This is a genomic window from Vibrio cyclitrophicus (assembly GCF_024347435.1).
GTDB classification, from domain to species: Bacteria; Pseudomonadota; Gammaproteobacteria; order Enterobacterales; family Vibrionaceae; genus Vibrio; species Vibrio cyclitrophicus.
Genome location: NZ_AP025480.1, coordinates 1,706,442 through 1,721,290 on the forward strand (window position 1 = coordinate 1,706,442; position 14,849 = coordinate 1,721,290).

11 protein-coding genes are annotated in these 14,849 nt (G+C 43.8%); 10 read left to right on the plus strand and 1 reads right to left on the minus strand.

What is annotated here, in order from left to right; all coding sequences use genetic code 11:
• Positions 1-4: 4 nt before the first annotated feature.
• The 10 genes from OCW38_RS07380 (at position 5) to OCW38_RS07425 (ending at position 13,501) form a co-directional block, all read left to right on the plus strand.
• The gene (locus tag OCW38_RS07380) at positions 5-790 is read left to right on the plus strand and encodes an acyltransferase (RefSeq protein ID WP_016800161.1); all 786 of its coding nucleotides are present in this window, start codon (positions 5-7) and stop codon (positions 788-790) included.
• Entirely contained in the window at positions 783-1,901 is a 1,119-nt protein-coding gene (locus tag OCW38_RS07385; protein ID WP_261895623.1) for a glycosyltransferase, read from the plus strand. Before OCW38_RS07380 ends, OCW38_RS07385 begins: the two co-directional genes overlap by 8 nt.
• Positions 1,898-3,322: a GumC family protein gene (locus tag OCW38_RS07390; RefSeq protein ID WP_261893525.1), complete on the plus strand. Its 1,425-nt coding sequence runs from the start codon at positions 1,898-1,900 to the stop codon at positions 3,320-3,322. Before OCW38_RS07385 ends, OCW38_RS07390 begins: the two co-directional genes overlap by 4 nt.
• 329 nt (positions 3,323-3,651) lie before the next feature.
• Entirely contained in the window at positions 3,652-4,752 is a 1,101-nt protein-coding gene (locus OCW38_RS07395) for a glycosyltransferase (RefSeq protein WP_016800163.1), read from the plus strand.
• On the plus strand, positions 4,749-5,936 hold the full coding sequence (locus OCW38_RS07400; RefSeq protein WP_016793292.1) for a glycosyltransferase family 2 protein: 1,188 nt from the start codon (positions 4,749-4,751) through the stop codon (positions 5,934-5,936). Before OCW38_RS07395 ends, OCW38_RS07400 begins: the two co-directional genes overlap by 4 nt.
• A 9-nt stretch (positions 5,937-5,945) precedes the next feature.
• Entirely contained in the window at positions 5,946-6,605 is a 660-nt protein-coding gene (locus OCW38_RS07405) for a sugar transferase (RefSeq protein WP_065612507.1), read from the plus strand.
• A gap of 152 nt (positions 6,606-6,757) precedes the next feature.
• Positions 6,758-7,636 (plus strand): LysR family transcriptional regulator, encoded by an 879-nt coding sequence (locus OCW38_RS07410; RefSeq protein WP_010440956.1) that lies wholly within the window; start codon positions 6,758-6,760, stop codon positions 7,634-7,636.
• 99 nt (positions 7,637-7,735) lie between these two features.
• The gene (locus OCW38_RS07415; RefSeq protein ID WP_261893533.1) at positions 7,736-8,848 is read left to right on the plus strand and encodes an efflux RND transporter periplasmic adaptor subunit; all 1,113 of its coding nucleotides are present in this window, start codon (positions 7,736-7,738) and stop codon (positions 8,846-8,848) included.
• Between the two features lie 10 nt (positions 8,849-8,858).
• The gene (locus tag OCW38_RS07420; protein WP_261895644.1) at positions 8,859-11,987 is read left to right on the plus strand and encodes an efflux RND transporter permease subunit; all 3,129 of its coding nucleotides are present in this window, start codon (positions 8,859-8,861) and stop codon (positions 11,985-11,987) included.
• Positions 11,988-11,998: 11 nt separating this feature from the next.
• Positions 11,999-13,501, plus strand: coding sequence for an efflux transporter outer membrane subunit (locus OCW38_RS07425; protein ID WP_261893535.1), 1,503 nt, complete (start codon positions 11,999-12,001; stop codon positions 13,499-13,501).
• A gap of 269 nt (positions 13,502-13,770) precedes the next feature.
• Here OCW38_RS07425 and OCW38_RS07430 read toward each other — a convergent pair whose 3' ends face one another.
• Positions 13,771-14,694 (minus strand): LysR family transcriptional regulator, encoded by a 924-nt coding sequence (locus tag OCW38_RS07430; protein ID WP_010440963.1) that lies wholly within the window; start codon positions 14,692-14,694, stop codon positions 13,771-13,773.
• Positions 14,695-14,849: the final 155 nt, after the last annotated feature.

Here is a 14,849-nt window from a genome sequence, read left to right on the forward strand (position 1 = left end):
CATTATGACGTCAGCATCCATACATCAATTCAAACATTGGCTTAAATTTCATCCTAATTCTCGAATTAGAAATGTATTTTTCATTTTGAAAGACCTAAGAAGCGCCGAGCTACCTACCCCACAAATACTTAATCGCTGCCTATACCAAGCACACAAGTTGGTTGCAAATATGGTTTCTGGCTTTACCCGATTCTTCTACTGGACGCCCACATTCAAAGGCAGAATCGCTCAATGTGGAAAGCATTTGTATCTATACGGTGGCTTGCCATTTGTGAGCGGTCCACTACAGATTTCAATTGGCGATAACTGTCGTATCTCTGGCCACAGTACATTTTCAGGCTGTACTCAGCCATTAGAGGGCTTAGAGCACCCTCTTCTTTCCATTGGTAGTAATGTCGATATTGGTTGGCAGTCAACGATTGCCGTGGGAGGTAAAGTCATCATTTCAGACAATGTTCGCATCGCTGGCGGTGCATTCTTGTTTGGGTACTCTGGCCACCCGCTTGATGCAAAACGTCGAGCTGCAGGTGAAGGTGACGACCCTCAACAAATCGGCGACATTGTTCTTGAGCAAGACGTGTGGTTAGGTACTAACGTCACTATAAAAGGTGGCGTGACCATTGGCGAAGGCGCTGTTGTTGCAGCTGGTAGTGTGGTTACGAAAAACATCCCTTCGTTTTCAATCGCCGCAGGTAATCCTGCTCGAGTCGTTGGTCAAATTAAGTCCGAAGAAGTGACGAAATCTGATGCATTTGATTCATTTGAAACTCGTGGAGGTGATCATGCGTGATTTAATCGTATTCGGTGAAGACTTTGGCGATCTTCCGTCGTCGACTCAACATCTTGTTCGTCATCTTGCTAAAACACACAAAGTGCTTTGGGTAAATTCAATTGGTTTGAGACAGCCTAAACTTTCAGTAAAAGATGTCTCTCGTGCGTTCAACAAACTATTGGGTAAGACAAACGCAGTAACACAGAATATGCTCGACTCAAATGGGCAAAGCAACATTACAGTCGTCAATTTAAAGACGATACCGGCACCAGCGTCTAAATTATCAAGAAAGCTGGCGCAACGAATGATGTTGAAACAACTTAAGCCGATTATTGCAGAGCTCAACCTTTACGCTCCAATTCTTTGGACATCACTTCCCACGGCTGTTGACCTGTGTGGTCACCTTGGCGAATCTGCAGTGGTTTATTATTGTGGAGACGATTTCAGCGCCTTAGCCGGTGTTGACCATCAAACCATTACTGAGCATGAATCTGAACTCATCGAAAAGTCAGATCTAATCTTTGCAGCAAGCAAGAAGCTCATGACTAAATTTCCTGAAGATAAATCTCAACTATTGCCACACGGAGTCGATGTTGGTCTCTTCTCAACACCAACCGTTAGAGCGGACGATTTGCCGAGTAATCATCGACCAATCGCGGGCTTTTATGGCAGCTTATCTAAGTGGTTAGATTATGAAATGATTGGACATGTTGCTAGCGCAATGCCGGAATGGGATTTCGTCTTTATTGGCCCAAACGAATTAGATAACTTAGCGCTGCCGACACTTAATAACGTGCATTACCTTGGACCACGACCACATCATACGTTACCAAGTTATTCCCAGCACTGGGATGTGAGTCTGCTGCCTTTCGTTGATAACGAACAAATTCGCGCATGTAGTCCATTAAAACTCATGGAATACCTAGCAGCAGGAACGCCTATTGTTACAACGCCATTCCCTGCTCTCTTGCCTTATCAAGAACACGTTACAACCGTTAACAACGCACAACAAATGATAAAGGCACTCGATAGAGCTCGCCAACTTTCAAATTCACCGATATCAATCGTTGAAAAAGACAGCTGGCAGAACCGTGGTAACTTCGTACATTGGATGTTGGAGCTATTATGAATAATCTTAAATTGCGACTATTAGTTCTTTTGAACGCGGCGTGGCGCCAGCGTTACGTAATTATGGTACCGATTCTTATCCTTCCTTTCGTTGGTTTCGGCGTGAGTAAGCTAGCGCCGACAAAATATGATGCTCATACCAGTATGTTGATTCAAGAAACGGCGAAGATGAACCCTTTTTTAGAGGACATTGCCGTTTCAACTATGCTTAAAGATCGCATCAGTGCACTTAGAACACTGCTTCATAGCCGTCATGTCCTCTATTCGGTAGCAGAAGAGCCTGAACTGATTACTCCAGAGATGTCGAGTTTGGACCGTGAGGAAATTATATCTGATTTGTCTAAACGTTTATCCGTGACTCAGCTAGGCAAAGATTTTCTCAAAATCAGCCTAAGCTCAAACACATCGATTGGTATGGAAGCGACCCTTCAGTCTGTCAGCGAACACTTTATTGAGCAGTTGTTAGCCCCGGAACGTTCATCCATTCAAGATTCTAGTGACTTTTTGAAAATTCATATTGATGAACGCAGTGCCGAACTCGCTGATGCAGAAGAAGCATTAGCGCTCTATGTGAATGAAAACGTACACTCAACACCAGAAGTGCAAAGTCAGAGCTTGAATCGTTTAGCTTCACTCAAACAAACACTTGCAGAAAAAGAAGCGGAATTATCTGGTGTTAAAAAAAGTTTAGGTTCGATTGATCAACAATTATCAAAAACCAACCCCGTGATTGGGCGCTTAGAAGATCAGATTATTGATATTCGTAGTGAACTCACTTTGCTACAAGCCAAATACACCGACAGACACAGTGCCGTGCAAGCAAAAGTTCGTGAATTAGAGCGCCTTGAGAACGAAAGAAAAATGCTACTCGATCTAAAACAACCGAGTATGAACAGTGATCAGTTATGGGACATTGCCAGTAGCACCACATTGAACAAGTTATCAGATACTCAACCACTTCTTGTGACCCAATTACACAGCTTGCAATTAGTTCGAGCTCAATTTGAATCATTAACCGAAGAGACCAAGAGCCTGAAAACAATGATCTTTGAGTTAGAAAACAAGGCTAACAATTTCGGTGAAAACGCCAAAGAGATGTATCGACTTCAACGTGATGTGAATATCAAACGTCAACTGTACGATGAGTTGACGGAACGTTATGAAATGGCGCAGCTAACCGGGTCGTTAGGTGTATTCGAACAGAACAAACGAGTTAAAATCATCGATTTACCGTTCACTCCGAGCGTAAAGTCAAACATGCCAACCTTCGTGTTTGTCCTAGCAGGACTAGTAGCTGGAATTGGTTTAGGTATAGGTTTGGCAGTGTTATTCGAATTGTTCGACTCTTCCATTAAACGTAAGGAAGAAATCGAAGACATTTTAGGTGTGCCAGTGATCACTGTTATTCCGAGAATGAGCTAGTTCAAAAACCAGCTACGCCGATTTAATTTTTAACCAAGACACCAGCTCAGTGCTGGTGTTTCTCTTTCTAAACGTATTCACTCTTCGACTATTATTTATTCCTGATCTTTGAGCATCTGCCAGTTTAAGCATGTACTTTACCTTCGCTTTCACTCACTCATTCCATCATTGTGTTTTGATTCCTATATTGAGAATGACAAAGCAACAACATAAGTAAAAACATAAGGCCATGATAAATAAGGATTAATAAGTTGGCATAACTCGTGCAATTGTCTAATGAGAGAATAAAATCGAACAAACTTAGACCATTTTATTGCAGGGAGAAAATTATGGGAAACCAACTCGCTACACATGGAAAGAAGGTAATACATGTTGTTCAGCACCTTGCACCCGGAGGTCTAGAGACACTTACCTTAGATTTGCTTCGCTTTGCTAAACCGTATGACCAGGTGCTGATTGTAAGCTTAGAGGGAACAAAGCAAGAATCTATCGATAATTGGCCGAAACTAGAGTCTTACCACAACCAAATCGTATTTCTAGACAAAGAGCCAGGCGTTCAATTCAATGTCATTCTCAAGCTAATTAAAGCGTTCAAAGCTATCCGCCCAGATGTGGTTCACACTCATCACATTGGCCCATTGCTGTACGCCGGCTATGCTGCACGCATAACAGGAGTGCCAACACGAATTCACACCGAGCACGACGCATGGCACCTAAACAACACTAAACGTCGTCGCCTGCAAGCTCTTGCATTGAAAGCCGCTCAGCCCACTCTCGTTGCTGATGCTACTCGTGTTTACAAACAACTTTGCCGCGCCTTCTCTTACAAAAACATCATTACTATTAAAAATGGCGTCGATTGTGACAAATTTAGACCGCAGCTAATAACAGAGGCCAGAGCGAAACTCAATCTGCCACTCGACAAACATATTATTGGTTGCGCAGGTCGACTAGAACAAGTTAAGGGCCAAGACCAACTCATCAAAGCGCTTGCCCTACTACCAGCCAATACCATAGTGGCATTTGCTGGAGTCGGTTCTAAGCGTGAACAATTGGCAGCATTAACCAACAAACTGCAATTAAATGAGCGCGTAATATTTCTTGGTTTAGTTGAAGACATGGCAACCTTCTATGGTGCATTAAACGTATTCTGCCTTCCATCCCGATATGAAGGTTTACCGCTTTCAACGCTTGAAGCTCAAGCCTGCAACATCCCGACGGTCGCAATGAACGTTGGAGCAGTTGATGAAACTTTATGCCCAGTGAGTGGCACACTTGTTAAAAGTGGCAGCATTACTGGGCTCGCCAACGCATTGTTAGAAAACCAAAATGAATGCTTTTTATCCCCACGGAGTTACGTACTTGAACATTTCGACATTGTAAAAATGGTCGCCTCTTACAACGACATTTCTGAAGGAGCTTTCGCATGAACGATTGGATACTCGCTGGCTTATTTTTGTTTTCTAGCGCTTTGATTGTTTATCACCACGCAGCATATCCAATACTGTTACGTTGGTATGCACGACACCATCCAGCTCGTACTGTAAGCGAAAACTCTCGTTGCTATAAAGATGTAGAGCAAGACTGCACACTTCCAACTATCACTATCCTTGTGCCTGCATTTAATGAAGAACAATGGATAGCAGACAAGATTCGTAACCTATCCGCTCTTGATTACCCTAAAAAGAAATTGCAAGTGATTATTGCCTGCGACGGATGTACTGACAACACGGTCGAAATCGCGCAGATGACCATTCAAGAAGCGATGTGCAGCGATATTTACTTTGAAATACATGACCATGTACAAAACAGAGGAAAAGTTTCTGTTATCAACGAAGAAGTGACGAGCATAACAAGTGACATCACAGCATTGAGTGACGTTTCAGCGTTGATATCATTGGATGCACTGTTAATCGCAAGTGCGCATTTTGAAAGTGACAAGGTTGGTGTTGTTAATGCGACTTATCAACTATGCCCTACTGGAAACGAAGGTGAAAACACTTACTGGAAGTATCAAACCGTTGTTAAAGAGTGCGAAGCGTCGATGGGCTCTAGTTTAGGTTCTCACGGTGCTTTCTATTTAATTAGAACGAGCTTGTTTGAGCCACTGCCTCTAAATACCATCAATGATGACTTCATTTTACCTATGCAAATCGTAAAACAAGGCTTCATCGCGGTATACGAAGCACAGATGGTGGCATTAGAGCTTGAAGCATCCAACTTGAGAACTGACTTTAAACGTCGATTAAGGATTTCTGCAGGCAATATGCAGCAAGCAATTCGATTAGTTGGCCTATTCAACCCCAAATTTAAAGGTATCGCGTTTGCGTTCTTCTCCGGAAAAGGATTAAGACTGTTAACACCCTATTTAATGATTGTTTGCTTAGTGTGCTCAGTTCTTCTTAGAGATTATTTAGTATTCGAAGTCATGCTTTGGGCGCAAATTGCTGTTTATAGCATCGGTGTACTGGGTTACATCATGCCTAAGAATCTCACTAATAAACCGATTTCTTTAATTTCATATTTAATCGTTGGTCATTATGCCAACTTCATTGGTGGCATACGTTACCTACTAGGACTCGAAAACGCCGCTTGGACTCGAGCTAATCGTTAAGGACTGACCATGATGAACATTGACCAACTATCTAACCAAAACTTATACCAAAATAAAATTGCTCGCGCGAAACGTACTTTTGATTTTGTAAGCTCTTTATTCGCGTTAGTTATCTTATCTCCGGTGTTCCCATTTATAGCACTGGCTATTGTGCTAACCTCACGCGGGCCGATCTTCTATCGTCAATTGCGCGTTGGTAAATCAACACCTGAGAAGATGGAAATATTTGAAATCATGAAGTTTCGCAGCATGTACGAAGATGCAGAAACACGTTCTGGTGCGGTTTGGGCGACTCAGAACGATCCTCGCATCACCCCTGTTGGGCGGTTTCTGAGAAAGACGCGTCTTGATGAACTTCCACAACTATTTAATGTATTAAAAGGTGAGATGTCGCTGATCGGCCCTCGCCCTGAGCGTCCAACCTTTTACAACAAATTGGAAAATGAAATTCCATACTTCGCTGACCGCACATACGGCGTAATGCCTGGTATCACGGGGCTAGCTCAAGTTAATCAAGGTTATGACACGTGCATAGATGATGTTCGTCGTAAAGTCGGTTTTGATCACAGTTACGCTCTGAGTCTATGCTCTGTTAAATCTTGGATTGCAGCAGATCTAAGCATCATTACTAAAACAATTGTTGTTATGTTGGACGGACGCGGTCGCTAAACTTTGGATTTTGTTGCTTACCATTGCTCGATTCTAATTTAACTAAAACCGATGAGTACATAATTACTCATCGGTTTTTTCGATTTTATATACCATTTGATATACGATACCAACCAATTATCCCAAGTCAGCATTCGAACACGTCCATCATTATGAAAATCGAAGACCTTAAACTATTCACGACCGTTGTTGAACTTGGTAGCTTTACCGCTGCAGCTAACGCATTAGATCTACCACGTGCGAATGTCAGTCGACGGATCAACGATTTAGAGAAAACACTCAATATCCAATTGTTCTTTCGTACCACTCGAAGTTTATCGGTCACTAAGTCAGGTGAGCTTTATTATAACGAGTTATTGAAAGCATTAAGTGCACTTGAAAAAGCCAACCACATGGCATCTAACCTTTTAGAAGTTCCACACGGTCGTGTGAAAATTGGTTTGCTTCCAGAGACAGGCGATATCGTTCAATCTACGCTCTTTAAATTCCAAGATTTATACCCTGAGGTTGAGCTCGATATAAGAAGTATCAGTAACGGCTTTCTTGACATGTACCGCCAAGGACTAGATCTCGCCATGCATGGTGGCCGCTTAAGTGACTCCAACGTGGTGGCGCGTAAGGTGATGGATTTACAACGTATTTTTGTTGCTAGTCCAGAATACATTGAGAAATATGGCAAACCCTCAACGATTGAAGAACTCTCTCGTTTTCCGTGTGTTTGTTTTCGCTGGCCAAGCGGCGATATAGACAAAGAATGGGAGATATCAGGCCAAGTAGTTAAGGTCGAACCTTCTATCGTCAGCGACAGTATCGGTTTCGTAAAAGGCGCATCAACACGTCATCGAGGTATCGCTCTATTACCAGAACTCATGGTGAGGCAAGAGCTCAAAGACGGTTCACTGATTAACCTTTTCCCGACCGATACTATGCGAAAAGATGAGGCTTGGTTGTTGTATCCACAACGCAAGGCATTGAGTCATGCTAGCCAATTATTGATTGATTTCTTGTTACAAGAACTGCCAAATCTTTAGTTATTGTCATGATTAGCATGACAGTGTTATACCGTTAACACTGATTATCTCTGACTTACATCTAGATACAATTGCTCTATCAATATTTAGGAGCAATTCATGATGCCAATCTATCGCTATTCCCTACTTGCAGCGACTCTTCTGTCTCTTATCGGTTGTAACCAATCCGTTGTAACCACACCATCTGGCATGGGTCAGAAGAAAAAACAAGATCGCCCGATTCAAGTCGTTCAGCTAGAACCACTAGCAAATCAAACTCACAAATCGTTTACAGGTAAACTGCAATCTTCTGAAACCGCAGGCGTGGCATTTCGTGTTCCCGGCACCATCCAAAAGTTCCTAGTGTCGACCGGTGATACCGTAGTTAAAGGTCAACCTTTAGCAGAACTTGACCCGCACGACTACCAAGTTGCGTTAGAGGAGTTACAAGCTCGCGCATTAGAGGCGAAATCAGCACACAAACTTGCCAAGGCAGAACTCGCACGCGTAAAACAAGCGATTGATGACAACGCCATTGCTAACGTTAACCTAGACAGAGCAATTAGTGGTTACGAGCGTAGCGAAGCAGCCGTTAAAGTCGTTGAGCAAAACATTCGCCGTGCCAAAGACACCATTCGTTATACTCAACTGCTCGCGCCTTTCGATGGAATCGTTGCTTCTTCCAACTTCGATCAGTACGAGCAAGTTCTACCGGGCATCTCTGTGTTTACGATTCACAACCCGGACCAACTTGAAGTTAAAATTGATGTCCCTGAAAATCTCATTCATAAATTCAGCTCAGATCAACAATCGCAAATCAGTTGGTATGGGTCAAAACATCAACTAACGGCTTACGCCAGTGAGATCTCGACTCAGCCACATCCAATCAAGCAAACCTACTCAGTGACTTACCGTTTAGCGTTACTCACTGATGAACAAGTATCTGGACAACTCTTACCGGGCAAAGCAGTAACCTTGTCGACTCAGCTAGGTGAAATCTCTAACAACTTCTGTCTACCTTATTCAGCCATCGTGAATCAATCGGGTATCGAGCAAGTGTTCACGATCGAAAACGAACAAGCACAAGGTGTAATGGTTAATGTTGTATCGCTTAACAAAGACTCAGCATGTGTTGAATCGACATTGAAAGATGGCGACTACGTGATCGTTAGCGGCTCTCAGTACGTGATCGAAGGTCAGCATTTCTCAAATATCCAAGTCAAGAGCCTGTAGGTAGACCATGATGAATCTAGCTGATTTTGCGATCAAACAACGCACCTTCATCCTGTTTTTCACTGCATTGAGTGTGATCGCAGGCCTATTCTCTTATTTCGATTTAGGCAAGCTTGAAGATCCAAGCTTCACCATCAAAACCGCTGTGGTCGTCACTCTATACCCTGGCGCTTCAGCTGAAGAAGTTGAACAACAAGTCACTGACACCGTCGAAACTAAGCTTCAAGAAATGGCGACATTAAACCGACTTCGTTCGCTGTCTCGCCCTGGTATGTCGATGGTATTTGTAGACTTGAGGGAGTCACTACAATCAGACCAATTACCACAAGAGTGGGATCTATTGCGTCGTAAAGTGTCTGATATGAAGATACTTCTGCCCAGTACCGCCCAAATCAGCGTTGTACAAGACGAATTCTCTGAAGTGTATGGCATGCTTTTCTCAATACACAGTGAAGATGCATCACCTGTCGAATTGCGCCGTTACGCAGAAGAATTACAACGACGCATCAAAACCGTTGATGGCATTAAAAAAGTCGAGCTACACAGCGTTCAACCTCGCGTCGTGCATATTGATATCCCAGACGAACGGCTGGCTCAATACGGTCTATCGATGGCACAAGTTTGGAGTCAACTGAACACGCAAAACACAACATTTGAAGCGGGTAAGTTTTCCGCGGGTAGCGAAAGAATCCGGGTTCAACAATCCAGTGAGTTTTCGTCTCTGGAAGACATCAAAAACTTAATGCTTAAAGGCGGTGTAAGTGAATTTGGCACAGGCCTAATTCGCCTGGGTGATATTGCTGAAGTCACCATGGGTTACCAAGAACCAATGATGACTGAAAATCGCTATAACGGCTCACCCGCGGTGACCTTAGCGATGAGCCCTGTTACTGGCGTTAACGTTGTTTCGTTAGGCGATGACATCAACCGTATCGTGAATGATTTCCAAGCGACTCTTCCACTCGGTGTTGATATCGCAACCGTTGCCAATCAACCAGATGAAGTGCAAAAATCGATTGATAATTTCGTCAACAACTTAGTTGAAAGTGTCGCGATTGTATTTATCGTACTTGCCGTTTTCATGGGACTAAAGAGTGCCACGATCGTTGGTACTAGCTTGATCCTGACTATCCTACTGACCCTAATCTACATGAACTTAACTTCTATTGATTTGCATAGGGTTTCGTTAGGCACGTTCATCTTGGCGTTAGGTATGTTGGTCGATAACGCGATTGTTATAACCGATATGATGATTGTTAAAATCAACAAAGGGATTGACCGTACTAAAGCGGCAATAGATTCAGTAAAAGAAACGGCTACACCGCTGTTTGGTGCAACCGTCATCGCTATCATGGGTGCAAGCCCAGTTATCTTCTCAAAAACAGATGCCGCCGAGTTTTCTAGCTCAGTATTCCTAATCATCGCTTCATCTCTGTTGTTATCTTGGTTTGTCGCGATGACCTTCACTGCACTGATGTGTTGGATCTTCATCAAGCCAACGAAGCAAAAAGAAAATACTAAAATCAGCTTATACCGTAAGAGTGTTAATTGGACCGTAGATAACCCGCTAAAAGCATTGAGCGCTCTGGTTCCATTGATATTAGTAACGGCGCTCGCAATTCCAAGTATTGCTGTTAACTTTATTCCACAAGCCGACCGACCTATCCTGTTTTTGGATTATTGGCTACCGAATGGCGCAAAGGTGGAGCAAACATCGGAAGACATGAAGCGTATCGAAGCTTGGTTATTAGAACAACCGGAAGTGACCAGCATTTCAACCTATGTCGGTGCCGGTGCCCCACGTTTCTCCGTAACCATTGAACCAGAACCGTTTGACCCTGCGTACGGCCAAATTTTAATCAACGCGACTGACTTCCCTTCATTGAGTCCATTAATTGCTCGTGGTGACAAATGGTTAACTGAGGAATTTCCAAACGCCGACCCACGCTTTAGAAGCTTAAAACTCGCAACCTCAGATAAATTCAGCGTTGAAGCTCGTTTCTCAGGCCCTGATGTTAACGTTCTACACAACCTATCTGAACAAGCTCAAGCGATTCTAGCGGAGCACCCCGATACCAAGTACGTTCGTGATGACTGGCGCCAGAAAAGTAAAGTGCTTGAACCTATCATCAACCAAGACAAAATCCGCCTAGCGGGTATTAATAGAGCAGATATCGCCTTTGCAATGAAGCGTGCGTCTGAAGGCATGCCTCTTGGCCGCATGAACCTAAACGATGAGTTGGTGACGATCCAACTACGTGGAACTGAAAGCTCAATTGAATCACTAGAAACACTGCCTGTGCGTTCACTATTTGGTGTGCACAGCGTGCCTCTAGGTCAAGTTATTGATGGGTTCGAACTCACCAGTGAAGAAACTATGATTTGGCGTCGTGACCGTGTGAAAACTATCACAGCACAAGCAGGTGTGGGTCGTTACACCACGCCAGCGGCAGTCAGAAACTCCATCAAAGATCAAATCGAAGCGATTCACCTACCTCATGGTTACAGCCTTGAATGGGGTGGCGAATATTATGACGAACACAAAGCCGTAAGCGATATTCTCAAGCAACTTCCAAAAGCAATCTTGTTGATGGTGATTATCTTGGTCGCGATGTTCAATGGTTTCAAACAGCCCGTTATCATATTCACTACCTTGCCATTAGCTGCAACTGGCGCAACGTTCAGCTTATTGCTGTTAGATAAACCGTTCGGATTTATGGCATTGATTGGTGCAGTAACACTCACGGGGATGATCATCAAAAACGGCATCGTGTTGATGGATCAAATTGAGCTTGAGCGTACCAATGGTCGTTCATTATCAGACGCGATTAAAGAAGCTACCGTAAACCGAACCATGGCAATTTCAATGGGGGCGTTAACCACTGCTCTTGGCATGATTCCACTGTTAACCGACCTGCTATTTGATCAAATGGCCGCAACCATTATCGGTGGTCTTGCCGCTGCAACCGTATTGTCACTATTCGTAATGCCTGCGTTATATAAGCTCTTCTATCGTTCAGAAGAGAGTGCGACTACGGTCAACGAAGCCATTCAAGATGCAATTGTCACCCTTGAAGCAACACCCAATTGTACAGTCAGTGGAACTCCAAATGATAACCAACCAAACATTAACAAATAAGGAGCATAAACATGTATCTATTACCTCAGTTTAAAGTGGCTCCTATTGCCCTAGCACTACTGCTTACAGGTTGTGCGGTTGGACCTGATTACGAAGAACCACAAACAACAATGGCTGAAACTTTTCTCTACAGCCAGAATAGCGAGAACCACAGCGAGACAAACCAACAACACCGTCACTGGTGGACGCAATTTAATGATCCTACGCTAAACCAATTAGTGACCGACGTTCAAAACCAAAACATCCCTCTTAAATTGGCGGCAGAACGCATCAAGATCGCTAACTCGTACAAGAGTGTCGTTGAATCGTTCAAAGTACCCACAGTGAACGTTGGCGGCGGTTACTACAACTATCAACTGAGTGAGAACGACTCCCTACTCGGCCCAGTCTTTGGGGCGTCAGACGCAGTTGAATCTGCAACAGGCATGTCGTTATTGGAAGCGCAACACGATGGTAGTTTCTTAGGTGCGAGCATCGCATGGGAAATGGACTTGTTTGGTCGAATTGACAAACAATCCAACGCCGCAACGATTCGTATTGAACAAGCTGAAATATTCCAATCAGGTTTGAACACACTGATCACCGCAGATGTGATTCACAACTATCTGCAATACCGTGGCGCTCAAGAACGTAAAGCGATTGCCCTTGAGAACATTCAAGATCAAAAGCAAACACTGGAACTGGTCACCAAGGTTGTAAGAAGTGGTTATGGTTCTGAACTAGACCTTGCTCAAGCCAAAGCAATGCTTGCCGGAACAGAGTCTATCGTGCCGCAACTGGAGATAGCAGAGCAAGTTCACAAGCAGCGTATGGCAGTATTGTTAGGTCAATCACTCATAAGCGTGAATCAGCGTTTAGCTGTCGAATTTACCTTGCCAAGAATGACAGACATTATCCCTACGGGGTTACCTTCTGACTTGTTGGAACAACGCCCGGACATCCGAATCGCAGAACGTGAAATGGCGGCGATTAACGAAGAACTCGGCGCCAGCATTGCTAATCGCTATCCGAAGTTCTTCCTAACGGGCACACCAGGTATCACCGCAGGTAGCTTTGATGATCTGTTCAGTAGCGACTCGTTCGGTTGGGCTGCATCTGCAGGCATCAGTTGGAATGTATTCGATGGTGGCAGGGGTGAAGCCATGGTGGAAATGAACGAAGCTAGATTCCGTTCTGCTGCGCTTAACTACCAACACTCGGTAGACAGCGCGTTTGCAGAAGTAGACTCAACATTGTTCGCTTATGGCAGAAGCCAAGAAAACCAAAAGCGGATAGATGAAGCAACAGCCGCCGTGGACAACGCCGTAAGCAAAGCGAAGTCATTATACAAAGCGGGTCTAGTTGATTACTTGTCGGTACTCGACGCACAAAGACAAAAAAAAGCGATGCAAGATCGTCAAGTAGCCGCCAAGCTTCAAACGGCCAACACCACGATTGCGGTATATAAAGCGTTAGGTGGAGATTGGAAAGTTGCTAGTGAAACACAAAGTGTCGAATTAGCTTCTGCAAACTAGGAAATCTATACACACCCCTTCAAACCAATGATCTCAATAAAAATACCGCTGACTCGATCAGCGGTATTTTTGTCATTATATAAAACTCAACTATCTTTACCTGCTCAACATGAAGATGCAGGTTTCAATCTCTGAAAACTATCCGTAATTCCGGATGTCAACGGGCCTGTAACCTCAGGCAACACCAATCCGTACAAAAAAACCATGCTGTACTGAATGCATAATTAATAACTAGGCCTACCAAGTAGCTGATTGATATATCTTTCTCTTTAAGCGAAGTGCTTCTCCCAGCTTGGTGGTGTACCAATGATCTCTTGAACGATTTCAATAAAGGCCAACACCAGCGGCGACTGCTTTCGATGAGTGTACATAGCATAGATATCACCAAAAGACGGAATTTCGCGCTCTGGCAACAATTGCACCAAACCTTGCTCAGCCAAACCTTCATTCAGCATGAATTGGCCTATCTGACCAAAACCGAGCGAGGCTTTTATACTTTCGACAATTAACTCAGGCTCGTTCACTCGGTAGTTGCCTTTTAGGGCGTAAGTTTCAAGCTCCCCAGTGTTACTCTCTAGATAGAACTGAACTTTGTCCGCAACAAAACCTGCATGTGAGTAGATAATGCTTGGTAACATCGTCAGCTCTTCTGGGCTACGTGGCATACCGTGCTTATCAATAAATGCTTCTGAGGCAACTATGACCGTTTTGTTGTCGGCAAGCTTCTTGGCAATCATCGACGAATCTCTCATTGGGCCAATACGAAAGACAATATCAAACCCCTCGCCCACCAAATCAACACGGCTATCATCTAGTATCAATTCAATCGACGCTCTTGGGTAACGAGTTAGAAACTCCTCAACTGCTTTTTGCAGAAACCGACGACCGAACAGAGTCGTGCTCGATATACGGAGATTGCCGATAGGTTCTTTATAGAAACACGCGGCTATATTTTCCGTATCTTCAAGCAACTCACTCACCTTCACTGCTTGCTCTACGATCTGTTTTCCTACATGAGTGAACGAAAGTGAGCGGGTTGTGCGATTGATCAACCTTACACCCAAGTGCTCCTCTAGTTGTTTTACCTGCTTTGATAAAACAGAGCGATCAACGTTCAGCCTATCTGCAGCTTTGGCAAAAGATCCTGCTTTGGAAACTTCAAGAAGCAGTTCTAATCGTGTTGCTAAGTCCATTGTTTCGTCCAACTTTGACACTTTGTACAAGATATTACTGCACATGAAGTGTCACTTAAATTTATAAAATTATTAGACAGCGCCTAATACAGTAATAAGTACTATGTAGTTAATCTTCAAGCCCAAGCCATGAGGCGATCGGTCGTTTTTCATGT

Bases quoted from the DNA above. Each gene is read 5' to 3' on its own strand.
- OCW38_RS07410 (WP_010440956.1), top strand. From the start codon at position 6,758: ATGAAAATCGAAGACCTTAAACTATTCACGACCGTTGTTGAACTTGGT.
- OCW38_RS07420 (WP_261895644.1), top strand. From the start codon at position 8,859: ATGAATCTAGCTGATTTTGCGATCAAACAACGCACCTTCATCCTGTTT.
- OCW38_RS07425 (WP_261893535.1), top strand. From the start codon at position 11,999: ATGTATCTATTACCTCAGTTTAAAGTGGCTCCTATTGCCCTAGCACTA.
- OCW38_RS07395 (WP_016800163.1), top strand. From the start codon at position 3,652: ATGGGAAACCAACTCGCTACACATGGAAAGAAGGTAATACATGTTGTT.
- OCW38_RS07405 (WP_065612507.1), top strand. From the start codon at position 5,946: ATGATGAACATTGACCAACTATCTAACCAAAACTTATACCAAAATAAA.
- OCW38_RS07400 (WP_016793292.1), top strand. From the start codon at position 4,749: ATGAACGATTGGATACTCGCTGGCTTATTTTTGTTTTCTAGCGCTTTG.
- OCW38_RS07415 (WP_261893533.1), top strand. From the start codon at position 7,736: ATGATGCCAATCTATCGCTATTCCCTACTTGCAGCGACTCTTCTGTCT.
- OCW38_RS07430 (WP_010440963.1), bottom strand. From the start codon at position 14,694: ATGGACTTAGCAACACGATTAGAACTGCTTCTTGAAGTTTCCAAAGCA.
- OCW38_RS07385 (WP_261895623.1), top strand. From the start codon at position 783: ATGCGTGATTTAATCGTATTCGGTGAAGACTTTGGCGATCTTCCGTCG.
- OCW38_RS07380 (WP_016800161.1), top strand. From the start codon at position 5: ATGACGTCAGCATCCATACATCAATTCAAACATTGGCTTAAATTTCAT.
- OCW38_RS07390 (WP_261893525.1), top strand. From the start codon at position 1,898: ATGAATAATCTTAAATTGCGACTATTAGTTCTTTTGAACGCGGCGTGG.